Source organism: Streptomyces sp. NPDC101234 (genome assembly GCF_044767525.1).
Taxonomy (GTDB): Bacteria; Actinomycetota; Actinomycetes; order Streptomycetales; family Streptomycetaceae; genus Streptomyces; species Streptomyces sasae.
Window position 1 is genome coordinate 174,946 of sequence record NZ_JBIWOA010000021.1, and the last position, 24,813, is coordinate 199,758.

A 24,813-nucleotide genomic window follows, 5' to 3' on the forward strand; every position below is an offset into this window, starting at 1 on the left:
ATCCTGCCCCGCCGCGCCGACCGCGGCTCAGCGCCCGCCCGAGCTCAGGGCCCCGCCTCGGGACGCGCGGCCGACCACGGCACGGGGGATGCCGGTGGTCCGCGTCGTGCCGGTGGCCGCCGCTCGTCGGTCATCCCCGCTCTGCGTGGCGCCGACGGCCGCCGCTTGTCGGTTGTCTGCGTTCCGCGCCGCGTCATCGGCCGCCGGTCGGTGGTCGTCCGCGCTCTGCGTGGCGTCGTCGGCCGCCGGTCGGTGGACGTCCGTGCGGTGTCGCTTCCCGGCCGTCCGTCAGCGGCTGCCGTCGAGGATGACCCGCGCGACCAGCGCCGGATCGTCGTTCATCGGGCAGTGCCCGCAGCCGGGCAGCCGGACCAGGCGGGCCTTGGGGATGATCTGCTTGGCCCGGACGCCCTGGCGGCGCACCAGCAGCATGTCCCGGGTGCCCCAGCCCACGGTGACCCGGATGCCGGGGACGTCGTCGGTGAACTGGACGGCGGAGCCCGACCGCAGGGTGTCGGCGAACCCGGTGGCGCGCGCGAGCGCGAGCGTCTCGGCGACCACGGCCTCGGGTGAACGGCGTGCCGGGCGGGCGTAGATGGTGCTGGTCAGGGCCGTCCGTCCGGCGGCCGTCCGGGACAGCCGCTCGACCATCGGCAGCGGCAGCCGCTCCGCGATCCGCCGCATGGCGATGAGCACACCGAACGCGTAGCGCCGCTCCGCCTGCGACCAGAACCCGGCGGGGGAGAGGGCGGTGACGGACCGTACGAGCTGCTCGCGGCCCAGTTCCAGGGCCAGCAGCCCGCCCAGCGAGTTGCCCGCCACATGCGGCCGGTCCAGCTCCAGGGCCTCGAACAGGGCACCGAGCACGGAGTTGGTCGTCGTCAGGTCGTAGGCGAGGCCCTCGGGAAGACCGGGGGAGGCGCCGAAACCGGGCAGGTCCACGGCGATCACGTCCCGCTCGGTGGCGAGGATGTCCACTACCGGGTCCCAGGCCTGCCGGTGATGCCCTATGCCGTGGATCAGGACGAGCGGCTCGCCACGGCCCACGCGCGCGTACGAGACGGTCACGTCCCGCCGGCCGTGCGGGGTCGGGACCTTGAAGGAGACGGTGGCGGACATCGGGGGCTCCTCGGCTGGGACTTCGGCGGACGCCGTAGACAGCTTGTCAGCAATTACTACTGGCGGGTAGTCCCCGACGAGGCGTGTCGCGCATCCGCGGCGGGACCGGCTCAACGCGCCCTGCGCAGCTCCAGGTTGAAATCCGGGTGCCCGAAGCGCTGCATGAGCGTGAGCCACAGCGGCAGCCACATCTCCACCGCGCGCGACCCCTCGATCCCGCCCAGGTCCACCACTCGCTCGGCCGGCCAGCCGAACTCCCCGAGCAGCGCGGTCACCTGCGCCTTGGCCTCGGCGTCCGCGCCGCACACGAACAGGACGTGCTCGCCGGGCACCCGCGCCGGATCCACCATCACCCGGCAGTTGACGGTGTTCAGCGTCTTCACCACGCGCGCGTGCGGGAACGCCCGCTGGAGCTGCTCGCCGACGCTGTCCGACTCCACGGGGTCCAACCGCACCCGGCCGTCCTCGAACGCCAGCGGATTGGAGACGTCCACGACGACCTTGCCGGCGAGATGCTCCGCGCCCGCCGCCTCCAGCGCCGCCAGTGCCACCCGGCCGCCCACCGCGTTCACGACCACCTCGGCGGCCGCCGCGGCCTCCGCGAACGTACCGGCGCCCCCGCCGGTCTCGCGGGCCCACTCCAGTGCGGCCGGACTGTCCCCGGTGCGCGAACCGAGGGTCACCTCGTGCCCCAGCGCGACCAGCTTGCCGCCCAGTGTGCGGCCCACCTCGCCCGTGCCCAGTACCGCGTACCGCATCGGCCGACCTCCCCGTGCCCGGACCGCCGGTCACCGGCGGTCCGCGGATCATTCTGGGCCGGGCCCACGGTGGACGGACCGATTCCGCCCGGACGGGGGGTGGAACGTGTTGTACGCGGCCGCCTGGACGGGGTGGAACGTGTCGTACGCGGCCGCCCGGACGGGGGTGGAACGCGTCGCATGCGGCCGCCTGGACACGAGGGAACGTGTCGGATGGGATGGGGCCGTGACCGCCGACACCCTGACCGATGTCTTCGAGGAACACCGTCCCGTGCTCATGGGAGTCGCCTACCGCATGCTCGGCCGTGTGGCCGACGCGGAGGACGTGGTCCAGGACGCCTGGCTGCGCTGGTCCCGCGCCGACCGGGGCGAGGTACGCGAACCGCGCGGCTACCTCGTGCGCATCACCACCCGGCTCGCCGTCGACCGGTACCGCCAGATCCAGGCACGCCGTGAGACCTATGTCGGCCCCTGGCTGCCCGAGCCGTACGTCACCGACTTCGCCGCCACCGCCCCCGACACCGCCGAGCGCGCCGAACTGGCCGACTCCGTCTCCCTTGCCGTCGTTGTCGTCCTGGAGTCGCTGTCACCCCTGGAGCGCGCCGTCTTCGTGCTGCGCGAGGCCTTCGGATTCCCGCACGCCGAGATCGCGGCCATGCTCGACCGGGGTGAGGCCGCGGTGCGGCAACTCGCCGGGCGGGCCCGTCGGCACGTGGACGAGCGCAGGCCGCGCTACGAGGTCGACCCGGCCCAGCGCAGGGACCTGACCGAACGCTTCCTCGCCGCCGCGGCCGAGGGCGACCTGGAGGGGCTGATGTCCCTGCTGGCCCCGGACGTGCGCCTGGTCAGCGACGGCGGCGGCAAGGCGACCGCGGCACTGCGCGTCATCGTCACCCCCGCCAAGGTCGGCCGGTTCCTCCTCGGTGTCGCCCGCAAGGAAGGCGCCGGCATGTCCTCGCGGTTCCTGGAGATCAACGGCGGACTCGCCGTGCTCCTCCTGACGGAGGACGAGCCGGACAGTGTCCTCCAGCTGGATGTCGCCGACGGCCTGGTCCGGACCGTCCACATCATCCGCAACCCCGACAAGACGCGGTCCCTCGCGGACCTCTGATCCCCGCTTCCAGGTGGCTCCCGTCGGGCGACGGGAGCTTTGCCGCCATGTCACGAAAACGACCTTGTGCGAACGCCTCATGAACGCTGTACGGCGGCGCTCCTGTGCGTTGGCCAAGGGATCGAGGATTGGTCTTGACCAAGGGTGTGCGCCGCCCTATGGTCGCAGATAAGTACAACAACCTTTAATAAATAAGGGCGCTAAAACGCCCGCCGGACCACGGCGATTGCGGAGGACAGGGTGGGGACCACGCAGCTGGAATCGGTGCCGGAACCGAAGTACTGGCATCTCAAGACCGTGCTCAGTGAGGCACTCGACTCGGAGTTCTCGGTCGGCGAGATCCTGCCCAACGAGCGCGACCTCGCGGCCCGCTTCGGCGTGGCCCGTGCCACCCTCCGTCAGGCCCTCGAACAGCTCGAACTGGAAGGCCGTCTGCAGCGCCGCCGTGGCGTCGGTACGACGGTCGCGCCGCCGCGCATGGGCGTGGCCGTGGGCACCGACCAGGATGTCTGGCCGGGCGCCCCCGACGACGCCTGGCAGTCCGTGGACTGCACCCTCGCGGCGCCGCCCGCCGCCGTCGCGACTGCCCTGGAGACGGGCGCGGACGAGCCCGTGCACATCGTGCGCCGCTCCCGCGTCTCCCACGGCCAGCCCGTCGCCGCCGAGCTGCTCTACATCCCGGCGTCCTCGGTCCCGGACCTGACGGCGATCGACGCGCCGTCCGGGGCGGCACGCGCGCGTGCGGTGCTGCGCGAGCTGCAGCGCCTGGAGCTGGAGGGCCAGGACCGTGCGGTGGAGCTCGGCTCGGCCCGCGCGGACGACGCCAAGGAACTCGACCGGCTCCCCGGTGCCCCGGTCCTCGTGGTCACCACCCGCTTCCTCGCCGAAGGCCGCACCGCCGCGCTGTCCGTCGCCACCTACCGGGCGGACACCTGCCGGCTGACCTTCGGCGACACCGGCGGCGTCGAGATCCACCACGGACCCGAGCGCCAAGCCTCGTAGTCAACGTCCCGTAGCCGCTGCCTCGCAGCCAGTGCCTCGTAGCCACCGCCCGGGAGCCACCGCCCCGGCCGGCCCGCGCCCCGGAACTTCTCCGGGGCGCGACGCGTTTGCGAGGACACCGCTCAGCGGCGTGCGGTGACCGTCCCGTCCACCGCGAACAGCTGCTCCTCCACATGGTCCAGGGCGAGCCGCAGCGCCCCCGTCGGCACCGCCGCCTCGCCGAGGAGGGAGAGGGCCACTTTCGGCGGACGCAGACAGTAGCGGGCGAGTTCGCGGCGCAGCGGCTCCAGGACGCCGTCGAGGCCTGCCGCCCAGCCGCCGATCACCACCAGTTCCGGGTCCAGCGCCAGGACGAGCGCGGCCACGTCGTGCACCAGCCGCTGGATGAACCGGTCGACGGCGGCCCGCGCTCGCGCATCCCCCTTCCGGGCGAGCGCGAACACCTCGGCGACCGCCTGCTCGTCCAGCGGATGCAGCGGCTCGTCGGTGGTGGACAGCAGCGTCTCCGGGGTCACCTCCCGGCCCAGCAGATGCAGCGCGCCGATCTCCCCGGCCGCCCCGCCGTACCCCCGGTGCAGCCGCCCGCCGATCAGCGAACCGGCCCCCGGGCTCAGCCCGGCCAGCACCATCACCACGTCGTCGGACTCGGTGGCGGCGCCCTTCCAGTGCTCGGCCACCGCCGCCGCGTTGGCGTCGTTCTCCACCAGCACCGGGCACTTGAAGGACCGGCTCAGCCGCTCGCCGAGGCGCAGCCCCGTCCACTGGGGCAGCGCGGTGCCCAGCCGTACCGTGCCGTCCGCCTCGACGATGCCCGGCGTACCGACCCCGACGGCCCGCAGCGAACTGCGCGGCACCCCGGCCCGGCGCAGCAGTTCGGCGACCGCGGTACGCAGCCGCTCCAGCCGCTCGTCCGCGTCGGCCGTCTCGTCCACGTCCTTGGTCTGTGCCCCCAGCACCCGCCCGTCCAGGTCGGCCAGGAGTGCGGCCACCCGGTGCGCGCCTATCTCCAGGCCCAGCAGATGTCCGGCTTCGGCCCGGAACCGGTACCGTCGCGCGGGCCGCCCCTGCCGCCGGGTGGCGCCTTCCTCGACAGCCTTCTCGACGACCAGACCGCCCTCGATGAGCCCTTCGACGACCCCCTCGACGGTCGGCCTGGACAGTCCGGTCACCCGGGTGATCTCGGTGAGCGTCGCGCAGTCCGTGGCACGCAGCGCGTGCAGCACCACCGCGGAATTGATCCTTCGCAGCAGAGACGGATCACCGCCGGTCAGCCCCGCCAACGTCCGTCCTCCCAGCTCGCCCTGCGTGTTGGCCGGATCGTACTTCGGTACCGACGACCCCGGCGAGTGTCCGGAGCCCCCGATCTGACGGAGATCCGCGCTCAGCGGGGTGCGACGAAGCCCGACTCGTACGCCGCGATCACCGCCTGGGTGCGGTCCCGCGCCCCGAGCTTCGCCAGCACGGCCCCCACATGGGACTTCACGGTCTCGGTGCCGATGACCAGCTCCCCGGCGATCTCGGCGTTGGACAGCCCCTGTGCCATGAGCCGCAGCACCTCGGCCTCCCGCTCGGTCAGCCGTGCCCCCGCCAGCGCGTCCCCGCGCTCCCCGTACCGGGCCGCGAGCTGCCGTACCGACGCGGGGAACAGCAGCGACTCACCCTCGGCGACCAGCCGTACGGCGTGCACGATCTCGGCCGGGCGGGCCCGCTTCAGCAGAAACCCGTCGGCACCCGCGCGCAGCGCCTCGTACACGTACTCGTCGTCCTCGAACGTCGTCACCACGAGGATCTTGGGCGGCTCCGCCACCGTGCGCAGCACCGCGCGCGTGGCCGCGATCCCGTCCAGCAGCGGCATCCGTACGTCCATGGCGACCACGTCCGGCCGCAACTGCCGCACCAGTGGGATCACCGCCGCCCCGTCCGCCGCCTCACCGACCACCTCGATGTCGGGCTGCGCCTCCAACACGGCACGCAGACCCGCGCGTACGAGCGGTTCGTCATCGACGAGGAGCACGGTCACCGGCATCCGGCCAGCGTAGATCAGCCCATCGGCAGCTCGGCGTGCACCTGCCAGTCGCCCTCGTCGGGACCGGTCCGCGCGTGGCCCCCGAGCAGGGCGGCGCGCTCGCGTATCCCGCGCAGTCCGCTGCCCCGCCCGGGCCCGGGTACCGCCGTAGTGAGCGGATTGCGGACCTCCAGCACCAGGACCCCGTCGGCCACGGCCACCCGGACCCGCACCGGCACGGCCCCCGCATGCCGCAGCACATTGGTGAGCGCCTCCTGGAGGATCCGGTAGCCCTCCCGGGAGACCGGACCCGGCAGCGTCTCCAGCGCACCGGCGACCTCCGCGTCGACCTTCGCGCCCGAGGCCCGCGCGGACTCCAGGAGCCGGTCGGCGTCGGCCAGCGTGGGCCGCCCGCTCACCGGCTGCCGCGACTCACGCAGCACGCCGAGCACCCGTTCCAGATCCTCCAGCGCGCTGCGGCCGGTCTCCTCGATGGCGGCGAGCGCCCGGTCGGTGAAGTCGGGATCCCCCGCCGCCCGGGCCGCCCCGGCCTGTACGACCGCCACTGTCAGGGCGTGTCCGATGGAGTCGTGCAACTCGCGCGCGATGCGCGTGCGTTCCAGCAGTTGCTCGGTGCGCTCCTCCAAGGCCGCGAGCCGCTCCGCCGCGGACGGGCCGAGCAGCCGCCGGGCCAGCGCGGTGATCAGCTCCCCGAACCCGACGACGGCCCCGTACAAGGCGATCAGCGGGAGCGGCACCAGCAGGGCGTACGCCCAGTGCGGACGCAGGGTGTCGAGGAGCGGAATGCCGCCGGGCTCCTGCCCCGCCGCGAGCCTGGCGAGGTCGAACGCGATGGCCGGCAGCCACACCGAAGCCAGCGCGCCCGCAGAGCCGAGGACCATCCGCGCCTCCAGCCACAGCACGGTGCGGCTCCGGTCCCGCCAGGTCGCCGACGGCGTCTCCGAGATCTCCGAGCCCTCCTCACCGGGCGTGAGCAGCAGCCGGGCCTGCACGCCCTCGCCCCGGCGCACGGCGGGGATCAGCCCGACCGGAACCAGCACCAGCGCGGGCACCCAGGGCGTCGACGGGTCGACGAAGAGCCACAGGCCGACGACGAGCAGCGGCACCCACAGATGCAGCAGGCGGGTGTACGTCGTCCCCCGCAGCAGCGGGCGCAGAAATCGGGCCATGCGGACAGCCTGACAGGCCCCGCCGACAACGCGCCTCCCCCGAGCGGGGGAGAGGATCTCCACCCGCGGGGGAGGCCCCAACCCCTCTGGCCAGCCACGCTGTTGGCCATGACCAGCATCGACGTGCACGACCTCACCAAGGAGTACGGCGGCCGCCGGGCCGTGGACCGCCTCACCTTCACCGTCCGCCCCGGCCGGGTCACCGGCTTCCTCGGACCCAACGGCGCAGGCAAGTCCACCACCCTGCGGCTCGTCCTCGGCCTTGACCACCCCACCTCCGGAACCGCCACGGTCGGCGGCCGGCCCTACTCCGAACTCCATGAGCCCCTGCGCCGGGTGGGCGCACTCCTCGACGCCGACGCCGCGCACGGCTCCCGCACCGGACACGACCACCTGCGCGCCCTCGCCGCGAGCAACCGCATCCCGGTCCGCCGGGTCGACGAGGTGCTGGAGGAGACGGGACTCGCCCCGGCCGCCCGCCGCCGGGTCAGGACGTACTCCCTGGGCATGCGCCAGCGGCTCGGGATCGCCGCCGCCCTGCTCGGCGATCCCGAGGTGGTCCTGCTGGACGAGCCCTCCAACGGCCTCGACCCCGAAGGGATCGTCTGGATCCGCCGGTTGCTGCGCCGGCTGGCGGCACAGGGGCGCACGGTGCTGGTCTCCAGCCACCTGATGAACGAGACGGCGTCCTTCGCGGACCACCTAGTCGTCCTCGGCCGCGGCCGGCTCCTGGCCGACACCCCGGTCCGGGACTTCATCCACGCGCGCGTGCGGCCCGGGACGAGGATCCGCACCAGTGACGACGAACGCCTCGGCGGACTGCTCGCCCGGCACGGATACGCGGCGGACCGCGGCGCGGACGGCACCTGGACCGTGCGGCACGCGCGCGTGGAGGACCTCGGCCGCCTGCTGGCCGACGCTGCCGTACCCGTCCTCGAACTCGCCCAGGAGGAGGCCACCTTGGAGCAGGCCTACCTCGATCTGACGTCGGCGGAAGCCGAGTTCACCGCACACCACCAGGAGGCCTGACCATGCCCTTCCGGCCCGTACTGCACGCCGAGTGGATCAAGATCCGTACGCTCCGCTCGCTCCTGGGCACCCTGTCCGCGGTCCTGCTCGCCACCGTCGCGTTCTCCGGGCTCGCGGCGACCGGGTCCGACCGCACCGACCCGCTCTTCTCCGTGTTCCTCGGCGTGTCCTTCGGGCAGATCGCGGCGGTCGCCTTCGGCGCGACGGCCGTCTCGTCCGAGTTCCGGGGCGGTGCGCTGCGGCTGGCCCTGTCCGCGGTGCCGGACCGGCGCCGGTGGTTCGCGGCGAAGGCCACGGCGATCGCGCTGCCGGTGTTCGCCGTCGGGCTGGTCACCGGTCTGGTCACTCTCGTGCTGGGCAGGCTCCTGCTCGGGGCGGACGGGCCGACCTGGGCGCAAGGAATGCGCGGGGCACTGGGCTGCGGGGTCTATCTGACCCTGATGGCCCTGCTCGCGGCGGGACTCGCGGCCGTGCTGCGCAGCGGCACCGCGACGCTGGGCGTCCTGATCCCGTTCCTGCTGACCGTGTCGTTCGTGATCGGCGACATGTCCGGTTCCGTGGCGGACGTTCTGCCGGACAGGGCCGGGCAGGTGGTGCTCCACACGTCGTGGGACGGCCCGTTGGGACCGTGGAGCGGGCTTGCGGTGACCGCGGTGTGGGCGGCGGCCGCGCTGCTCGCCGGCGCCCGGAGCCTGCACCGACGGGACGCCTGACAACCGGCCGATTGTCAGTGGTACCCGCTTTACTGGATCACATGGACATCGCGAAGCATCTCGCCGTGATCGACGAGCTGTGCGCCCGGGAGTTCCCGACGGAGCACGGCAGGGTCGACGCCGGCACGGGCGGACCGGGGTATTTCATAGCCGAGTTAGCGACGAGCGGCGACTTCTACGAGGCCGACCTGGGCGAGTTGGAGGAGACGGAGGCGCAGTTCGACGCCGACCGGGACGCGTTGGGGGAGCGGCTCGGCGAGCGCTGGGCGCCGGTCGGCCCGATCAGCCTGTTCAGCGCCTTCCAGCGGAGCGAGGAGGGAGAGGCGATATCCGAGCCGTGGCGCACGCTCGCCTCCCATGTGCCCGACCTGCAGCTGTGGAAGTCGACGCAGACCGGCCGCTGGCTCGCCCTCGGCGTCTCCCAGTGGGACAGGGATCTGCCCTTCCAACTCCTCGCCGTGGTCACCGACGTGGACCTGCCCTGACCGGCTAGCCCGCCGCCGCCTCCCGCAACCGCCCGAACTCCTCCGCCATCGTCGCCGCAGTCCAGTGCGCGTTCAGCCCGCTGGGGTTCGGCAGCACCCACACCCGCGTGTCCCCGATGGTCCGCTCCTGCGGCCCCACCTGGGCCCTGCGGTCGGCGAAGGCGGCCCGGTAGGCCGTGACGCCCACCACCGCCAGCCACCTCGGCCGCACCCGCGCCACCTTCGCCGTCAGCAGCCGCCCGCCCTCGGTGTACTCCGCGGCCGTCAGCTCGTCGGCCCGTGCGGTCGCCCGTGCCACCACGTTCGTGATGCCGAGCCCGTACGACAGCAACTCGCCCTGTTCCGAGGGCTTCAGCAGCCTCGGGGTGAAGCCGGACAGCTGCAGCACCGGCCAGAAGCGGTTGCCCGGCCGGGCGAAATGGTGGCCCGTCGCCGCCGTCATCAGACCGGGGTTGATCCCGCAGAACAGGACGTGCAGGCCGTCCGCGATCACGTCCGGTACGAGACGGTCGCGGGCGGCCTCCAGGTCCGCCGCCGTGAACCGGGTCAGAGGATCGCTCCGGGCGTGTAGCCGGCGGCCTCCGGGTGCTGCTTCGCGATCTCCTCGATCCGGCCGACGACGACACCGACCTGGGCGGCCGCCGCGCCGGTGAAGGACAGCTTGTCGGCCATCAGGGCGGCCAGCTGCTCGCGGTCGAGCGGCAGCCGCTCGTCGGCGGCGAGCTTGTCGAGCAGGTCGTTGCGCTCGGCGCCCTGCTCGCGCATCGCGAGCGCGGTGGCGACGGCGTTCTCCTTGATCGCCTCGTGCGCGACCTCGCGGCCGACGCCCGCCCGCACCGCGCCCATCAGCACCTTGGTGGTGGCGAGGAAGGGGAGGTAGCGGTCCAGCTCACGGGCGATGACGGCGGGGAACGCGCCGAACTCGTCGAGGACGGTCAGGAACGTCTCCAGCAGACCGTCGAGCGCGAAGAACGCGTCCGGCAGAGCCACCCGGCGCACCACCGAGCACGACACGTCGCCCTCGTTCCACTGGTCGCCCGCCAGCTCGCCGGTCATCGAGGCGTAGCCGCGCAGGATGACCATGAGGCCGTTGACGCGCTCGCAGGACCGCGTGTTCATCTTGTGCGGCATCGCCGAGGAACCGACCTGGCCCGGCTTGAAGCCCTCCGTGACCAGCTCGTGCCCGGCCATCAGCCGGATCGTCTTGGCCAGCGAGGACGGGGCCGCCGCCAGCTGCACCAGCGCGGTCACGACCTCGTAGTCCAGCGAGCGCGGGTAGACCTGGCCGACCGAGGTGAACGCCTGCGAGAAACCGAGGTGCCCGGCGATCCGGTCCTCCAGCTCGGCGAGTTTCGCCGCGTCCCCGCCCAGCAGGTCCAGCATGTCCTGGGCGGTACCGACCGGGCCCTTGATGCCGCGCAGCGGGTAGCGGCCGAGCAGCTCCTCCACGCGGCCGTGGGCCACGAGCAGCTCGTCGGCGGCGGTCGCGAAGCGCTTGCCGAGGGTGGTGGCCTGCGCGGCCACGTTGTGCGAGCGGCCGGCCATGACCAGCTCGGCGTACTCGCCGGCCAGCTTGCCGAGACGGGCGAGGACGGCCACCGTGCGGTCGCGCATCAGCTCCAGCGACAGCCGGATCTGCAGCTGCTCGACGTTCTCCGTCAGATCGCGGGAGGTCATGCCCTTGTGCACGTGCTCGTGCCCGGCGAGGTCGTTGAACTCCTCGATCCGCGCCTTCACGTCGTGCCGCGTGACCTTCTCACGCTCGGCGATCGAGGCCAGGTCGACGGTGTCGAGGACCCGCTCGTAGTCGGCGATCGCCGCGTCCGGCACCTCGATCCCGAGGTCCTTCTGGGCCCGCAGCACGGCGAGCCAGAGCTGCCGCTCCAGCTTCACCTTCTGCTCGGGCGACCAGAGCGTGGCGAGCTCGGCGGAGGCGTAGCGTCCGGCGAGGACGTTCGGGATGCGGGGTTTGGCGGGCGCGGCTGAAGTCACGTGTACGGATTCTACTGGCGATTCGTGCAGGCCAGCGCCGCAGGCCTGCTCGTGCGAACCTACGAGAGCGGCGTCACGGCTGTGGCAGGTCGGCCAGGGACGCCAGTACGTCCGCGTGGCAGAGCTCCGGCGCACACCAGCACGCCAGTCTCTTCCCACGCAGTTCGGACACCAGTTCCAGCAGCTCGGGCCGCTCCAGCAGGTACGCCCGGTACATCGCCATCACCTCGGCGCGGGTGCCGTCCCGCCGCTTCTTCGGTGTGTCGTAGGCGAAGGGGTTGGAGAGCGGGTGGCGGGGCAGATCCCAGCCGCCCAGGGTCCAGCGGCGGCCCACGTAGACGACGTCCGCGGGGGCGTGCTCCAGCCGGGGGCCGAACTCGTGGATCCGGCCCCTCACATTGATCACCCGCGTACGCACAGGAACGACGCTACGCCTCGTACGGCAGCAGCTCCGGCCGTTTGGGCGCGCGCCCGTCGCCCGAGGAGCGGCCGGTCAGACGGCGGCCTATCCACGGCAGCAGGTGCTGCTTGGTGAAGCGGACGTCCTCGATCCGGCGCGCCGGCCAACCGGGCGGCGGTGTGGCCGGCAGGGGCGTGCGCCACTCGGTGTCCTCGGGCTCGTAGCCGAGGGTCTGCCAGACCGCCTCGGCGACCCGGCGGTGCCCCTCGGCCGTCAGGTGCAGCCGGTCCACGTCCCACATCCGGGGGTCGGCCAGCGAGGGGGCCCCGTACAGGTCGACGACGAGGGCGCCGTGGCGTTCGGCCAGCGCGTCGACGATGCCGAACAGTTCCTCCATGCGCGGCCGGAACCGGTCGAGCACCGGGCCCTGGCGGCCGGGACTGCGCATCAGCACGAGCTGTTCGCAGGCCGGGGCCAGCCGTTCCACCGCCTCGGTGAGCAGATCCCGTACCTGGCCCATGTCGCACTTGGGCCGCAGGGTGTCGTTGAGGCCGCCGACCAGCGTGATCACGTCGGGCCGCATGGCGACCGCCACGTCCACCTGCTCCTCGACGATCTGCCCGATCAGCTTGCCGCGCACCGCGAGGTTCGCGTAGCGGAAACCGGGCGAGCCGGCGGCCATCCGTCCGGCGAGGACGTCGGCCCAGCCGCGGTAGGAGCCGTCGGGCTTCAGGTCCGACATGCCCTCGGTGAAGGAGTCGCCGATCGCGACCAGGCTGGAGTGTGCGGGAAGCACTGGGTTCTTCTGCATGGCGACAGAAATGGTATCCCGGGGCGCATACCCCCCGGTCGGTCGCTCCCCGGGGGCCTGGGCACGCGGCCGGAACGGCTCCCCGGGGGCCCGGGTATGCGGCCGGAACAGCTCCCCGGGGAGCTGAGTATGCGGCCGGAACAGCGCCCCCGGGGCCTGGGCATGCTGCCCGCACCGCCCCCGGGGCCCTAGGCGTGCTGCCCGAACAGCTCTCGCAGTACGTCCTCCATCGTCACCAGACCCGCCAGCCGCCCGTCGTCGCCGAGGACGCCCGCCAGGTGGGTGCGGCTGCCGCGCATCGCGGTGAGCACGTCGTCCAGCGGGGCGTCCTCCCGTACCCGCGCGATGGGCCGCATGTCCCGCAGCCGGAACGCCTCGTCCCGGGGCGAGGCGTCCAGCGCGTCCTTGACGTGCAGATAGCCGACGATCCGCCGCCCCTCGTCGACCACCGGGAAGCGGGAGAAGCCCGACTCCGCCGACAGCCGCTCCAGCTCCTCCGGGGTGACGCCCACGCGCGCGTAGACGACACGTTCCAGCGGTACGACCACGTCCCACACCGGCCGGCGGCCCAGCTCCAGGGCGTCGTGCAGCCGCTCCTGCGCCCGGTCGTCGATCAGACCCGCCTCGCCGGCGTCCTTGACGATCTCGGCGAGCTCGGTGTCCGTGAATGTCGCGGCGACCTCGTCCCTGGTCTCCACCCTGAGAAGCCTGAGCAGGGTGTTGGCGAAGGCGTTGACGGTGAAGATCACCGGGCGCAGCGCCCGGGACAGCGCCACCAGGGGCGGTCCGAGGAGCAGCGCGCTGCGCACCGGCTCGGCCAGTGCCACGTTCTTCGGCACCATCTCGCCGAGGAGCATGTGCAGATACGTCGCCAGCGTGAGCGCGATCACGAAGGACACTGCGTGGCCCGCGCTCTCGGGCACGCCGATCGCGTGGAACACCGGCTCCAGCAGATGCGCGATCGCCGGCTCCGCCACCACACCCAGAACCAGCGTGCACAGCGTGATGCCGAGCTGGGCGGCGGCCAGCAGCGCGGACACGTGCTCCAGCCCCCACAGCACGCTCCTGGCCCGACGGTCGCCCGCCTCGGCATGTGGCTCGATCTGCGAGCGGCGTACGGAGATCAGCGCGAACTCGCCGCCCACGAAGAACGCGTTGACGACCAGCGTCGCGAGACCGATCAGCAGCTGTACCGCGGTCATCGCTCCCCCTCCCGATCCTGCCCGTCGGCGAGCGGCGCGTGCAGCAGCACCCGCGACGCCCGCCGCCCGGACGCGTCCACCACGTCCAGCCGCCATCCGGCGACCTCCACGCCGTCCCCGACCTCGGGTATCCGGCCCAGCTCGGTCGCGACCAGCCCGGCCAGCGTCTCGTACGGACCCTCGGGCACCCGCAGGCCCACCCGTGCCAGCTGGTCCATGCGGGCCGCGCCGTCCGCCGAGTAGAGCGCACGGCCCTGCTCGTCGGCGCCGGCAGGAGCGAGGTCGGGCGTCTCGTGCGGATCGTGCTCGTCGCGGACCTCGCCGACGACCTCCTCGACGATGTCCTCCAGGGTGGCGACCCCGGCCGTACCGCCGTACTCGTCGATGACGACGGCCATGGTGCGCCGGCCGCCGAGCCGGTCCAGGAGGCGGTCGACGGTGAGGGACTCGGGGACCAGCAGCGGTTCCCGCATCAGCTGGGCGACCGAGGTGTGGGCCCGGTCCTCGGCCGGCATGGCCACGATGTCCTTGATGTGGACGGTGCCGACGACCGCGTCGAGGCTGTCCCGGTAGACCGGGAAGCGCGACAGCCCGGTGGCGCGGGTCGCGTTCGCCACGTCCTCGCAGGTCGCCCGGAGCTCCAGGGCGACGACCTGGACTCGTGGGGTCATCACGTTCTCGGCGGTGAGGCCGGCGAGGTTCAGCGTGCGCACGAACAGCTCGGCGGTGTCCGCCTCCAGCGCGCCCTGCTTGGCGGAGTGCCGGGCCAGCGCGGCCAGCTCCTGGGGCCCGCGCGCGGAGGCGAGCTCCTCGGCGGGCTCCAGGCCGAACCGCCGTACCACCCGGTTCGCGGTGTTGTTCAGATGCGTGATGAAGGGCCGGAAGGCCGCGCTGAACCAGCGCTGGGCGTTGCCCACCCGCTTGGCGACGGCCAGCGGCGAAGAGATCGCCCAGTTCTTGGGCACCAGCTCGCCGACGACCATCAGGAACACCGTGGACAGCGCGGTGCCGATCACCAGGCCCAGCGAGCTCGCCGCCGACGCCGAGACGCCCACCGCCTCCAACGGACCGGCCAGCAGCTTGGCGATCGAGGGTTCGGCGAGCATGCCGACCACCAGATTGGTGACCGTGATGCCGAGTTGCGCCCCGGACAGCTGGAACGTCAGGTTCCGCACGGCCTTGAGAGCACCCGCCGCCCCGCGCTCGCCGCGCTCCACGGCACGCTCCAGCTCACCGCGCCCGACCGTGGTCAGCGAGAACTCGGCCGCGACGAAGGCGCCGCAGGCGAGCGACAGCAGGATCGCCACCAGCAGCAGGAGCACTTCGGTCATCGGGTCACCTCCGTCCCATGATCGGACAGGGCGGACGGGACCGCGCGGTGTTGTCGGCGGAGTGGACCGGGAGGCTCGCCCATGGAAGGACGCTCACACACCTTTCATCGAGGAAGTCATCGGAACGCAGAAGACTCCTCAATGGTAAAGGATCGGCAAAGCTCCCCGGTCGGTGCCCTCAGTCGGTGGCCGTCACCAGCGGTTTCACCCATCGCCGCCACTTCTCCTCCGGCTCGTACCCCGCCGCCCGCCACGCATGGTGCGCGGTCTCGTTGCGCACCAGCACCATGGCGTCCCCGCGCCGCCCGCCCAGCTGTACGAACCGCTCCTCGGCGGCCGCCAGCAGCGCCGAACCGATGCCCCGGCGGCGTCGCTCCGGATGCACCGCCAGCCGGTACAGATGGCAGCGCCAGCCGTCGAAGCCCGCGATCACCGTGCCCACCAGCTCCCCGTCCAGCTCGGCGAGGAGCAGCGCCCCGGGGTCCCGGGCGACCAGGCGGTCCACCCCGCCCCGGTCGTCGCTGATGCTGGTGCCCTCGGCCGCAGTCCTCCAGAAGGCGAGCGCGGCGTCGATGTCGTCGGGCTCTGCGGCCCGGATACGAAGATCGGTCATGCCGCGATCCCAGCACGGCCGACTGTGCGGATCCGCCAATTCCACTATGCGGACAGGGCAGCGATCACCGGGGCCAGCGCCTCCATGGACGGCTCCAGGACGGTCAGATACGAGAACCCGTAGCGCTCGCACAGCCCACGGACCCGTGCGACGACCTCCTCCAGCGTGCCGACCAGAACGACGGGCAGAGCGAGGGCCTGCTCCAGCGTGAGCTGGGGCTGCCGCTCCAGCATCGGTGCCAGCACCGCTCCGGGGTCGTCGGTGACCGCCACCAACTGGATCAACAGGTTGCGTTCGGCGGGTTGCGCGCGGTCGGCCGCGAACTCCCCGTAGCGGCGGACGCGTTCGTCGAGCTCCGCCGCGGAGACCGGCTCCAGGCGGCCTACCGTGCTGCCCGGCACCAGGCGCGCACCCGTGAACGCCGCGATGTCCGCGTGCTCGGCGGTCAGCCGCAGCATCCGGTCGCCGTTGCCGCCGATCAGCAACGGCACCTCGCACCCCTCCGACTTCAGCAACTCCTCGACCGTGTACCACAGATGGTCCACCCGCTCGCGAGGCGAGCCGAACGGCAGCCCGGCCCGGTCGTGTTCCGCCTGTACGTAGCCGGTGCCGAGACCGAGTTCGAGCCGGCCGCCGGTCAGCGCGTCGGTCGTCGCCACCTCGCGGGCCAGCAACACCGGGTTCCAGAAACCGGCGTTGAGCACGAACGTGCCCAGGCGGGCCCGCTCGGTCGCCTCCGCCGCCGCGACCAGCGCCGGGAAGGGCGCGGGCATCCCGAGATGGTCGGGGACGAGGATCACGTCGTACCCGAGTTCCTCGGCGCGCCGGCACTTCGCGCGCCATTCGCCGGCCGACGCGGGCGTGAGCAGGTTGACCCCGAAACGGAACGGACGCGGCATGAACTCTCCTCGGCTACACGTGACTTGATTCGTCCGTGGGGATTCCGTTACTCGTGCGCGATGGCCGCCAACACGTTCATGCGCGATGCACGCAACGCCGGCAGCAGCGCGGCCACGATGCCGACGACCGCCGAGCCGATCACGACCGCGACGATCGTGCCCCACGGGACGGCGAGGGCCTTCATTCCCTGGAGCGCGAGGACCTGCTGTGTGCACACGCCCCACACCAGGCCGAGCGCGAGCCCCAGCACCGCCCCGAACACCGCGATCACCACCGACTCCAGCCGGATCATCCGGCGCAACTGCCGCCGGGCCAGCCCGATCGCGCGCAGCAGTCCGATCTCGCGGGTGCGCTCCACGACCGACAGGGCGAGGGTGTTGACCACACCGAGCACCGCGATCACGATCGCCAGGCCGAGCAGCGCGTAGACCAGGTAGAGCAGCACGGCGATCTGGTCGTGGACCAGCTTCTTGTAGTCGGCCTCGTCACGCACCTGAACCTGCGGGAACGGGGCGAGGGTCCGGTCGAGGTCCTTGCGGAGCCGGTCCGGGCTCGTGCCCGAGGCCCGGTTGACGTACAGCGAGGAGTCCTGGCCGTTCGGCACGTACTTCTCCACGGTGGCGATGCCGAAGAACAGCCCGCCCTGGGTGCCGAACCCGCTGCCGCTGTCCTGGTCGGTGAGGGCGCCCACCTTCATCTCGGCGCTCTTCCCGCCCGGGAACTCGACCGCGAGCACACTGCCGAGCCGCACCTTGTGGTCCTCGGCAAAGTTGACGTCCATGCCGAGACTGCCGTCGGCCAGCGCCGCCGCGGTGTCGCCGCCCTTGTAGGCGACATGAGCGACGGCGTCGACCTGCGGGTCGTACCCGGCGGCGGTCGTGGTGACCCGCTTCCCGTCCGGCAGCCGTACCGCCACGGGCGTGAACCGCTGCCGTACCACCAGACCCACCCCGTCGGTGGCGCGCACCTTGTCGGTGATCTCGTGGGTGAACGGCAGGAAGTTGCCGTTCTGGATCACGAAGTCGGCGCCGAGCGTCCTGTCGATCTGCTGGTCGAAGGACTTGGACATGGAGGCGCTGGCCACCGACATCCCGCCGACCAGGGCGAGTCCCACCATGAGCGCGGCGGCGGTGGCACCGGTACGGCGCGGGTTGCGCAGCGCGTTGCGCTGGCTCATCCGGCCGACCGAGCCGAAGAGGGCGGGGAAGGCCGCGCCCAGGACCCGGATCACGGGGCGGACCAGCAGCGGGCCCGCGATGACCGTCGCGATCAGGGTGAAGACGACTCCGACGCCCAGCAGCGAGGCGGCGGAGGCCGTCTTCGTGGCCGTCGCGCAGCCCGCCAGGGCCGCCGCGCCGATCGCGCCGACGGCCGTGCCCACGATCGCCCGAGTCCTCAGCGGTTTGCCCACCCCGGCGATCTCGGCGTCCGCGAGTGCCGCCATCGGCGACACCGTGGCCGCGCGCCGGGCCGGCAGATAGGCGGCGACGAAGGTGACGCCGACGCCCACGACGTACGCGGCGACGGGCGTGCCCCAGCCGAGGACCATCTCGGTGGCCTTCAGGTTCATCCCGAACGCGGTCATCAGCTTGATCAGCCCGAGGGCCAGCCCGATCCCGGCACCCAGACCCAGCGTCGAGCCGACCAGGCCGAGCAGCACCGCCTCGGTGAGCACGGACCGCCGCACCTGCCGCCGGTCGGCGCCCAGGGCGCGCAACAGGCCCAGTTCGCGGGTGCGTTGGGCGATGAGCATGGAGAAGGTGTTGACGATCAGGAAGACGCCCACGAGCGTGGCGATGCCCGCGAATCCCAGCATCACGTACTTGATGACGTCCAGGAAGCCGCCGAGGTCGGCCGCCGAGGACTTCGCCTGTTCGTCGGCGGTCTTCAGGTCGTAGGTCCCGGTACCGATCGCCTCGCCGATACGGTGCTTGAGCTCGGCGTCGGTCACGCCCTTCGCCGCGTCCACCGAGATGCTGGTGGCCCGGCCGGGGGAGCCCAGCAGTTCCTTCGCGGCGACCGACGGGTCGAGGAAGACCAGGGCCGCACCGGGGTTGGTGGTGGTGAAGGTGGCGATGCCGACGATCTCCACCTCGAAGGTGCCGGGCTGGGCCTGCACGGTCAGCGTGTCGCCGATCCGGACATGCTTCTTGTCGGCGGTGTCCGCGTCGAGGAGCGCCTGCCCGACGCCCTGCGGGGCGTGCCCCGAGGTGAGCTTCACGGGGCTGCGGTGGGTGAGGTACCAGTCCGTGGCGATGGTCGGGGCGCCGGTGGTCGGGCCGACGGACTTGTTGTGGCTGTCGACCACCACGATGTTCTGCACGGAGACGTCCGCGTGGGTGTCCGCGACCCCGTCGACCTTCGCCACCCGGCCCGCCAGCGCGGCCGGCACGGTCTGGACGGCGCCGGTCGGCACCGACGACTTGAGGTCCACCTTCGGCTCCACGGTCACATCGGCGGAGGTGGAGGCGAACAGCCGGTCGAAGGTACGGGTGACGGTGTCGGAGAAGATCAGGCTGCCCGCGACGAACGCCACGGACAGGACGATGGCCAGCGCGGACAGCATCAGCCGTCCCTTGTGGGCCAGGAAGCTCCGCAGGGTCGCCTTCAGCACCGGCTCTCAGCCTTCCTCGGGGCCCGCGGACCCGCGTCCCACGTCGAACCGCTTCATCCGTTCCAGCACGGCGTCCGCGGTCGGATCCTCCATCCGGTCCACGATCCGGCCGTCCGCGAGGAAGAGCACCAGGTCGGAGTGGGCGGCGGCGCCCGGGTCGTGGGTCACCATCACGACCGTCTGGCCTAGCTGGTCGACCGCGTCCCGCAGGAAGCCCAGCACCTCCAGGCCGGCCCGGGAGTCCAGGTTGCCGGTCGGCTCGTCGGCGAAGATCAGCTCGGGGCGGGAGGCCAGCGCCCGTGCGCAGGCCACGCGCTGCTGCTGGCCGCCGGAGAGCTGGGCCGGCCGGTGCTTGAGCCGGTCCCGCAGCCCCAGGGTGTCGATGACCTGGTCCAGCCACTTCCCGTCGGGCTTCTTGCCCGCGATGTCCATGGGCAGGGTGATGTTCTCGGCCGCGTTCAGGGTCGGGATCAGGTTGAACGACTGGAACATGAACCCGATCCGGTCCCGGCGCAGCCGCGTCAGCTCGCGGTCCTTCAACCCCGTTATCTCGGTGTCGCCGAGCCAGACCGCACCGGCCGACACCGTGTCCAGTCCCGCCAGACAGTGCATCAACGTGGACTTGCCGGAACCGGACGGGCCCATGACCGCGGTGAAGCGGCCGCGCGCGATGTCCACGTCCACCGAGTCGAGCGCCAGCACGGCCGTCTCGCCCGCTCCGTACGCCTTGGTCAGCCCGCGTGCGCGGGCCGCGGGCCCGTCGACGGCGGGTGCCTCCGCAGCTGCTGTGGACAAGACTGCCTCCCCGGTCGCGCGACCTCTTTGTCCGGGTCGAGCGTAGTGTGACCCGTCCCACAGGCGGTATCACTTTTCGATTCCGATGCGCGCTTGCCGCTGCTAGCGGTTCGGCGCTAGCGTCGTGGTATGGCCAAGACGCAGCTGAACGTGCGGGTGGACGAGGGCACCGCCAAGGTGGCCCGCGAACGCGCCCTCGCGCGCGGCATGAGCGTCAACCGCTACATAGAGGAACTGGTCATGCAGGACACGGGTGAGGCGGGCCGGACGTTCGTCGAGGCAGCCGCCGACTTCATGCAGCAGTACGAGTCCGTCTTCGCGGAGGAATTCGGCGAGACGCACGGTACCGACACGTCTGACAAGACCGAAGGCCGTCACTGATCCCTTGAGCGACCTGACCATCGACCTCGCCTGGCTCCTCATGCTCGCCGAACAGAAGACCCCGGGTGACCCGCAGGTCACCGACTGGGGCGCGCTGATCGCGGCCGTCGCCAGGCACCAGGCCGAGATATTCGACGTCCCCGTCTACGACACCCCGCAGGCCCGTGCCGCGGCTCTGCTCCAACTCCTCATCCATGTACCGGCGTTGGAGCGTTCGAACGCCCTGTTCGCGTCCTCCGTCGCCTATGCGTACCTGATCGCCAGCGGTCTGAAGGTCGCCACCTCGCCCGAGCAGGTCCGCGACCTTGCCCGGCTGGTGAAGAACGGCCAGGCGAGCGTGGCCGACATCGCCGAGGAACTGCGCAGCTGGAGCCTGTGAGCCGGACCCGGCGTGCCCGGGGAATCGGTGATCAGGACTCCGGAGGCCGGCGCGCGACGCCCAGCACACAGTACGAGGACGGCAGCCGCGGCCCGTTCTCCGGAACCAGCACCGGCCGGTAGGGACCGAGTTCGAAGCCGGCCGCGCGCAGCGCCTCGATCGGCGTCCGGGACAGATGACAGCCGCCGCTCAGCAGCGGCCACACCGTCCGGTCCAGGGTCCGCTGGGTGAGCCTCATCGCCGGGCCGCCGCCCGAGCCGTGCTCGAAGAACCGCAGCTCACCGCCCGGCCGCAGCACCCGCCGTGCCTCCGCGAGCGCCCGTGGCACATCCCGGACACCGCACAGCACCAGCGAGAGCACCGCCGCGTCGAAGGCCTCGCTCTTCACCGGCAGCGCCTCCGCCGCGCCCGGCATCACGTCCACCGGGACCTCGGCGCGGACGGCGGCATCCGCCGCCAACTGCCGCAGGGTGCGCTCCGGTTCGATCGCGACGACCTCCGCGACCGAACCGGGATACCGCGCGAAATTGAGCCCGTTGCCCGCGCCGATCTCGATGACACGCCCGGACAGCCCGGAGAGCAGCCGCTCCCGGATCGCGGCCATACCGAGTCTGGTCTCGGCGGTCACGCTGCAGCGGGCGTAGAAACGGGCGAACAGCGGGTGGTGGACGGGATCCCGCACCGGTTTCCCGGCGCCGGCGGACAACAGCCGCATGACGGACCTCCAGAACGGAAGCAGGTCTACGGTGATTGTCCCCCCTACGGGCCCGTCGCACCCCCCGCCGCGCCATCGGGCGGAGAACCGCCGCCCGACCGGGCGATGGAGTCGCTAGCCGATGAAGGCGTGCACCTGCTTGTACACGCTGTCGTCCTTGTTCATGTCGGTGTGCGAGATGCAGCCGACGTCGACGTTGGTCGCCCCGCTCAGCTCCGCCGAGGAGTTCGGGACGACCGCCGCGTCGCAGTCCGACCAGTACGCCGCGTAGGAGACGCTGCCGGGCGTCTCGTCACCGGAGTTCAGGGCGGTCAGGAACGAGCTGCCGGCCTCCATCTCCTTGCAGGACGTGTACAGCCACCCGCACAGCGAGGCGACGCTCGTCCCGTGGTTCACCCCGGCGACCGACACGAAGTGGTCGACGTACGACGTTCCGCCGAGGTTCTTGAGGTAGTAGCGGCTGTTGAGCGCACCCATGGAGTGGACCACCAGGTCGACCTTCGAGGCGCCGGTCTTGGAGAGGACGGACTGGATGTACGTCGACAGCGTCGAGGCGGTGGTGACGTTCGACTTCGTCCAGTCGTACGAGATCGCGTACAGCTCGGAGGACGAGTAGCCGTCCGCCTCGAAGTCCGCGATCCAGTCGTTCCAGGTGCTGGAGTCACTGCTCAGACCGTGCACGAACACGATCGGATCGTGGCTCGCCGCATGTGCGGGAACCGTGGCCAACGGGAGTGACAGAAGGAGCGAACCGGCAATCGCCGACAGAGCCGTTGCGATGCGACGCTTTGCGCGTTGCATGATGCCTCCTGAAACGGGTGGGGTTGTTCAGGAGTGTCAGGACGGGTCTACGCGCGCCGCATCGGCGAAGTCGCCAGTCTTTACGAGTCAACTAACCCGCCAGTAACGTCTTTGGTGTGGTGATACCGGTGAACCCCCCACCTCTCGACCGCACTTCGCCACCGCAGACCACCGACGCGGGGCCGTGCGCTGCTTCGACGCTCGCCGAGGGCGTCCGCGCCCGGGTGCTCCGTGTCGTATACGAGGACCCGCGCGCCGTGGCCGAACTCGTGCCGCGTCTCACCGAACGGCAGGCGACGGGCGTCGACCCGCTGCCCGTCGAACCCGCCGAACTGGCACCGCGGTTGCTCCAGGCCCTGCGCCGGGAGATCCGCGCCCTGCCCGACGACACCCGGCTGCTGCTGCTCCTCGCCGCCGCCGACCAGTACCCGGTCGCCACCCACGCCTTCCTGCGCGCGGTGACCGCCGCCCGGATCGACACCCGCCCGCTGGAGGCCGCCGAGACCGCCGGGGTCGCCCATGCCGGCGCCGGCGGGGTGTTCTTCCGGGACACCTGGACCCGGATCGCCGCCTACGGGACCGCCTCACCGGCCGACCGGCGCGCGGCCCACCAGCTGCTCGGCCGCGTACTGGGCGGCAAGGCCGAGACGACCCGTCGCTCCTGGCACCGGGGCGCCGCCGCGCTCGGTCCCAGCGCCCGGCTCGCCGCGGAGCTGCGCACCGCCGCCGACCGGGCCCGCGCCGAAGGGCGGCCCGCGCTGGCCCGCGCCCTCGCCGAGCGCGCCGCCGACCTCTGTCCGGATCCGGCCGAGGAGGCCCGGCTGCTGGCCCGCGCCGCGGCCGACGCCTGGCGCTCCGGAGAACCCGACCGGGCCAGACGCCTCGCCGCCCGTACGGACAGCTCCGCCTTGAACGGCGTGCTCGCCCTCAGAGCGGGCGACGCCTCCGAGGCTTTCGACGCGCTGCTCACCGCCGCAGCCCGGCAGGAACGTTCCGCCGACTCCGCGGAACTGCTCGCCCTCGCCACCGAGGCCGCCGTCTACACCGGCGACCTGAGACGCTGCCGCGAGGCCCAGGCCGCCGCCCAGCGGCTCGGCCTTCCCCAGTCCGGTGTCCTCGCGGGCCTCGCCGCCGCCGTCGACGGCCGCTACGAGGACGCCCGTCTTCTCCTCAAGGGCACCGCCGGCCGCTGCGGGCCCGGCGGCGAACCCGGACTGCTGATCCACTCCGGCATCGCCGCGCTGATGCTCGGCGACCACACCCGCACCGTCACCGCCACCCTCCGGGCCGCCGCCGCGGCCCGCGCCCACGGCAACCCGGCGACCGCCGCGCAGGCCATGGAGTTCCGCGCCTACGCCGACTTCTGGACCGGCCGCACCCGGGCCGCCGAGGCCGCCGTCCAGGAGGCCCTGCGCCAGGCCCAGGCCACCGGCCAGGACAACGGTGCCTGCCATCTCCAGGCCGCGCTCGCCATGTTCGCCGCCGTCACCGGCGACGAGGAGGCCTGCCGGGAGCGCGTGGCCGCCGTCCGCTCCCACGCACTCGCGCACGGACTCGGCCTGCCCGCCGCCCTCGCCCAGTGGGCCCTCGCCTTCCTCGACCTGACCCATGGCCGCTTCCCCGCGGCGGCGGCCCGGCTGCGCGCCCTCGCCGGGTTCGGCCCCGGACACGGCCACCGGGCCATCCGGCACCTGGCCACCCCGCACTACGTCGAGGCCGCGGTCCGCACCGGCGACACCCGGGTCGCCCGAGCCGCGCACGCCGACTACCACCACTGGGCCACCGCCGTCCGCAGCGCCGACGACCTCGCCCTCAGCGCCCGCTGCCGGGCCCTGCTCGCCCCCGGCGCCGAGGCGATCCCGCACTACCGCACCGCACTCGACCTGCACGCCCGTGGTACCCGCGACTTCGAACGCGCCCGCACCGAGCTGCTGTTCGCCGGCGCTCTGCGTCGGCTTCGGCAGCGCACCGAGGCCCGCGACCGGCTGCACAGCGCCCTGGAGGCCTTCGAGTTCTTCGGCGCCCCGCACTGCGCCGCCCAGGCCCGGGCCGAACTGCGCGCCCTGGGTACGCCGTCGACCCCGAGCTCTGGCGCCGACCCGGCGGCCGTCCTCACCGCCCAGCAGCTCATGGTCGCCCGGATGGCCGCCGACGGGGCTACCAACCGCGAGATCGCCGACCGGCTCAACCTCAGTCCGCGCACCATCGACCACCATCTGCGGGGGGTCTTCAGCCGGTTGGGGATCCGGTCCCGGATCGAACTGGTACGGCTGCTCGGCGAGTCGCCCTAGGGAGCAACTCCGCGATGCGGGCGGGCCGTGTCCGGTCGGGTGTGACTGGGTGGGGGCTGGTCGCGGGGGGGGGCCCCCCCCCCCCCCCGGGGCCGCCCCCCCCCCCCCCCCCGGGCGGGGGGGGCCCCCCCCCCCCCCCCCCCCCCCCCGGCCCCCCCCCCCGCCCCCCCCCCCCC

25 protein-coding genes are annotated in these 24,813 nt (G+C 72.6%); 8 read left to right on the forward strand and 17 right to left on the reverse strand.

The genetic code is table 11. The annotated features are described in order from the left end of the window. Positions 1–288: 288 nt before the first annotated feature. Together ACIRR9_RS33725 and ACIRR9_RS33730 are read right to left on the reverse strand one after the other, a co-directional pair. The gene (locus ACIRR9_RS33725; RefSeq protein WP_403759714.1) at positions 289–1,119 is read right to left on the reverse strand and encodes an alpha/beta fold hydrolase; all 831 of its coding nucleotides are present in this window, start codon (positions 1,117–1,119) and stop codon (positions 289–291) included. A gap of 110 nt (positions 1,120–1,229) precedes the next feature. After that, positions 1,230–1,877: an NADPH-dependent F420 reductase gene (locus ACIRR9_RS33730; RefSeq protein ID WP_403759717.1), complete on the reverse strand. Its 648-nt coding sequence runs from the start codon at positions 1,875–1,877 to the stop codon at positions 1,230–1,232. A 226-nt stretch (positions 1,878–2,103) separates the two neighbouring features. Here ACIRR9_RS33730 and ACIRR9_RS33735 point away from each other — a divergent pair, with 226 nt between their 5' ends. Both ACIRR9_RS33735 and ACIRR9_RS33740 read left to right on the forward strand, forming a co-directional pair. After that, positions 2,104–2,988 carry an RNA polymerase sigma-70 factor gene (locus ACIRR9_RS33735; protein ID WP_403759720.1) on the forward strand — a complete coding sequence of 295 codons (885 nt, stop codon included), beginning with the start codon at positions 2,104–2,106 and terminating at the stop codon, positions 2,986–2,988. Between the two features lie 240 nt (positions 2,989–3,228). Continuing rightward, positions 3,229–3,990: a GntR family transcriptional regulator gene (locus ACIRR9_RS33740; RefSeq protein WP_403759723.1), complete on the forward strand. Its 762-nt coding sequence runs from the start codon at positions 3,229–3,231 to the stop codon at positions 3,988–3,990. 122 nt (positions 3,991–4,112) lie between these two features. On the opposite strand, the gene ACIRR9_RS33745 is transcribed toward ACIRR9_RS33740, so the two are convergent. The 3 genes from ACIRR9_RS33745 to ACIRR9_RS33755 all read right to left on the reverse strand — a co-directional run bounded on the left by ACIRR9_RS33745 (position 4,113) and on the right by ACIRR9_RS33755 (position 7,185). Beyond that, positions 4,113–5,270 carry an ROK family protein gene (locus ACIRR9_RS33745; RefSeq protein ID WP_403759726.1) on the reverse strand — a complete coding sequence of 386 codons (1,158 nt, stop codon included), beginning with the start codon at positions 5,268–5,270 and terminating at the stop codon, positions 4,113–4,115. A gap of 101 nt (positions 5,271–5,371) precedes the next feature. After that, a complete protein-coding gene (locus tag ACIRR9_RS33750; RefSeq protein WP_403759728.1) occupies positions 5,372–6,016 on the reverse strand; it encodes a response regulator in 645 nt (214 codons plus the stop codon). A 14-nt stretch (positions 6,017–6,030) separates the two neighbouring features. Continuing rightward, positions 6,031–7,185 (reverse strand): sensor histidine kinase, encoded by a 1,155-nt coding sequence (locus ACIRR9_RS33755; RefSeq protein WP_403759731.1) that lies wholly within the window; start codon positions 7,183–7,185, stop codon positions 6,031–6,033. A gap of 108 nt (positions 7,186–7,293) precedes the next feature. On the opposite strand from ACIRR9_RS33755, the gene ACIRR9_RS33760 reads away from it, so the two are divergent. From ACIRR9_RS33760 to ACIRR9_RS33770, 3 genes are read left to right on the forward strand one after another with little or no spacing between them, the layout of a single operon-like run. Continuing rightward, complete coding sequence (locus ACIRR9_RS33760; RefSeq protein ID WP_403759734.1) at positions 7,294–8,214, forward strand: ATP-binding cassette domain-containing protein; 921 nt, start codon at positions 7,294–7,296, stop codon at positions 8,212–8,214. A gap of 2 nt (positions 8,215–8,216) precedes the next feature. Then, complete coding sequence (locus ACIRR9_RS33765) at positions 8,217–8,927, forward strand: ABC transporter permease (RefSeq protein ID WP_403759737.1); 711 nt, start codon at positions 8,217–8,219, stop codon at positions 8,925–8,927. 41 nt (positions 8,928–8,968) lie between these two features. Beyond that, positions 8,969–9,412, forward strand: a complete 444-nt coding sequence (locus ACIRR9_RS33770) for a hypothetical protein (protein ID WP_403759740.1) — start codon at positions 8,969–8,971, stop codon at positions 9,410–9,412. A gap of 4 nt (positions 9,413–9,416) precedes the next feature. Here the strand turns inward: ACIRR9_RS33770 and mug are convergent, their stop codons facing one another. From mug to ACIRR9_RS33820, 10 genes are all read right to left on the reverse strand, one after another. Then, positions 9,417–9,962: a G/U mismatch-specific DNA glycosylase gene (gene mug / locus ACIRR9_RS33775; RefSeq protein ID WP_403759788.1), complete on the reverse strand. Its 546-nt coding sequence runs from the start codon at positions 9,960–9,962 to the stop codon at positions 9,417–9,419. Then, a complete protein-coding gene (gene purB, locus ACIRR9_RS33780; protein ID WP_123978773.1) occupies positions 9,959–11,404 on the reverse strand; it encodes an adenylosuccinate lyase in 1,446 nt (481 codons plus the stop codon). Before purB ends, mug begins: the two co-directional genes overlap by 4 nt. Before the next feature lie 73 nt (positions 11,405–11,477). Beyond that, on the reverse strand, positions 11,478–11,822 hold the full coding sequence (locus ACIRR9_RS33785) for a DUF4326 domain-containing protein (RefSeq protein ID WP_403759743.1): 345 nt from the start codon (positions 11,820–11,822) through the stop codon (positions 11,478–11,480). 10 nt (positions 11,823–11,832) lie between these two features. Next, positions 11,833–12,615 (reverse strand): SGNH/GDSL hydrolase family protein, encoded by a 783-nt coding sequence (locus ACIRR9_RS33790; protein ID WP_403759746.1) that lies wholly within the window; start codon positions 12,613–12,615, stop codon positions 11,833–11,835. Positions 12,616–12,803: 188 nt separating this feature from the next. Then, entirely contained in the window at positions 12,804–13,817 is a 1,014-nt protein-coding gene (locus tag ACIRR9_RS33795) for a hemolysin family protein (protein ID WP_403759749.1), read from the reverse strand. After that, positions 13,814–15,148, reverse strand: a complete 1,335-nt coding sequence (locus ACIRR9_RS33800; RefSeq protein ID WP_403759752.1) for a hemolysin family protein — start codon at positions 15,146–15,148, stop codon at positions 13,814–13,816. Before ACIRR9_RS33800 ends, ACIRR9_RS33795 begins: the two co-directional genes overlap by 4 nt. Before the next feature lie 178 nt (positions 15,149–15,326). Next, a complete protein-coding gene (locus ACIRR9_RS33805; protein ID WP_403759755.1) occupies positions 15,327–15,761 on the reverse strand; it encodes a GNAT family N-acetyltransferase in 435 nt (144 codons plus the stop codon). Positions 15,762–15,805: 44 nt separating this feature from the next. Next, positions 15,806–16,660: a TIGR03621 family F420-dependent LLM class oxidoreductase gene (locus ACIRR9_RS33810; protein ID WP_403759758.1), complete on the reverse strand. Its 855-nt coding sequence runs from the start codon at positions 16,658–16,660 to the stop codon at positions 15,806–15,808. Positions 16,661–16,707: 47 nt separating this feature from the next. Next, positions 16,708–19,275, reverse strand: coding sequence for an ABC transporter permease (locus ACIRR9_RS33815; RefSeq protein WP_403759761.1), 2,568 nt, complete (start codon positions 19,273–19,275; stop codon positions 16,708–16,710). Positions 19,276–19,281: 6 nt separating this feature from the next. Further along, positions 19,282–20,070, reverse strand: coding sequence for an ABC transporter ATP-binding protein (locus tag ACIRR9_RS33820; RefSeq protein WP_403759764.1), 789 nt, complete (start codon positions 20,068–20,070; stop codon positions 19,282–19,284). A 129-nt stretch (positions 20,071–20,199) separates the two neighbouring features. Between ACIRR9_RS33820 and ACIRR9_RS33825 the strand changes: the two genes are divergently transcribed. Next, positions 20,200–20,451, forward strand: a complete 252-nt coding sequence (locus tag ACIRR9_RS33825; RefSeq protein WP_403759767.1) for a toxin-antitoxin system HicB family antitoxin — start codon at positions 20,200–20,202, stop codon at positions 20,449–20,451. A gap of 4 nt (positions 20,452–20,455) precedes the next feature. Next, positions 20,456–20,830 carry a fic family toxin-antitoxin system, toxin component gene (locus tag ACIRR9_RS33830; protein ID WP_403759769.1) on the forward strand — a complete coding sequence of 125 codons (375 nt, stop codon included), beginning with the start codon at positions 20,456–20,458 and terminating at the stop codon, positions 20,828–20,830. Between the two features lie 31 nt (positions 20,831–20,861). Here ACIRR9_RS33830 and ACIRR9_RS33835 read toward each other — a convergent pair whose 3' ends face one another. Both ACIRR9_RS33835 and ACIRR9_RS33840 read right to left on the reverse strand, forming a co-directional pair. Continuing rightward, positions 20,862–21,545 carry a class I SAM-dependent methyltransferase gene (locus ACIRR9_RS33835; RefSeq protein ID WP_403759772.1) on the reverse strand — a complete coding sequence of 228 codons (684 nt, stop codon included), beginning with the start codon at positions 21,543–21,545 and terminating at the stop codon, positions 20,862–20,864. Between the two features lie 114 nt (positions 21,546–21,659). Continuing rightward, entirely contained in the window at positions 21,660–22,346 is a 687-nt protein-coding gene (locus ACIRR9_RS33840; RefSeq protein WP_384566378.1) for an esterase/lipase family protein, read from the reverse strand. A gap of 119 nt (positions 22,347–22,465) precedes the next feature. Here ACIRR9_RS33840 and ACIRR9_RS33845 point away from each other — a divergent pair, with 119 nt between their 5' ends. Further along, positions 22,466–24,637, forward strand: a complete 2,172-nt coding sequence (locus ACIRR9_RS33845) for a LuxR C-terminal-related transcriptional regulator (protein WP_403759790.1) — start codon at positions 22,466–22,468, stop codon at positions 24,635–24,637. The last annotated feature ends 176 nt before the right edge of the window (positions 24,638–24,813 follow it).

Bases quoted from the DNA above. Each gene is read 5' to 3' on its own strand.
- ACIRR9_RS33725 (WP_403759714.1), bottom strand. From the start codon at position 1,119: ATGTCCGCCACCGTCTCCTTCAAGGTCCCGACCCCGCACGGCCGGCGG.
- ACIRR9_RS33730 (WP_403759717.1), bottom strand. From the start codon at position 1,877: ATGCGGTACGCGGTACTGGGCACGGGCGAGGTGGGCCGCACACTGGGC.
- ACIRR9_RS33750 (WP_403759728.1), bottom strand. From the start codon at position 6,016: ATGCCGGTGACCGTGCTCCTCGTCGATGACGAACCGCTCGTACGCGCG.
- ACIRR9_RS33755 (WP_403759731.1), bottom strand. From the start codon at position 7,185: ATGGCCCGATTTCTGCGCCCGCTGCTGCGGGGGACGACGTACACCCGC.
- ACIRR9_RS33760 (WP_403759734.1), top strand. From the start codon at position 7,294: ATGACCAGCATCGACGTGCACGACCTCACCAAGGAGTACGGCGGCCGC.
- ACIRR9_RS33765 (WP_403759737.1), top strand. From the start codon at position 8,217: ATGCCCTTCCGGCCCGTACTGCACGCCGAGTGGATCAAGATCCGTACG.
- ACIRR9_RS33770 (WP_403759740.1), top strand. From the start codon at position 8,969: ATGGACATCGCGAAGCATCTCGCCGTGATCGACGAGCTGTGCGCCCGG.
- ACIRR9_RS33790 (WP_403759746.1), bottom strand. From the start codon at position 12,615: ATGCAGAAGAACCCAGTGCTTCCCGCACACTCCAGCCTGGTCGCGATC.
- ACIRR9_RS33795 (WP_403759749.1), bottom strand. From the start codon at position 13,817: ATGACCGCGGTACAGCTGCTGATCGGTCTCGCGACGCTGGTCGTCAAC.
- ACIRR9_RS33800 (WP_403759752.1), bottom strand. From the start codon at position 15,148: ATGACCGAAGTGCTCCTGCTGCTGGTGGCGATCCTGCTGTCGCTCGCC.
- ACIRR9_RS33805 (WP_403759755.1), bottom strand. From the start codon at position 15,761: ATGACCGATCTTCGTATCCGGGCCGCAGAGCCCGACGACATCGACGCC.
- ACIRR9_RS33810 (WP_403759758.1), bottom strand. From the start codon at position 16,660: ATGCCGCGTCCGTTCCGTTTCGGGGTCAACCTGCTCACGCCCGCGTCG.
- ACIRR9_RS33825 (WP_403759767.1), top strand. From the start codon at position 20,200: ATGGCCAAGACGCAGCTGAACGTGCGGGTGGACGAGGGCACCGCCAAG.
- ACIRR9_RS33835 (WP_403759772.1), bottom strand. From the start codon at position 21,545: ATGCGGCTGTTGTCCGCCGGCGCCGGGAAACCGGTGCGGGATCCCGTC.
- ACIRR9_RS33840 (WP_384566378.1), bottom strand. From the start codon at position 22,346: ATGCAACGCGCAAAGCGTCGCATCGCAACGGCTCTGTCGGCGATTGCC.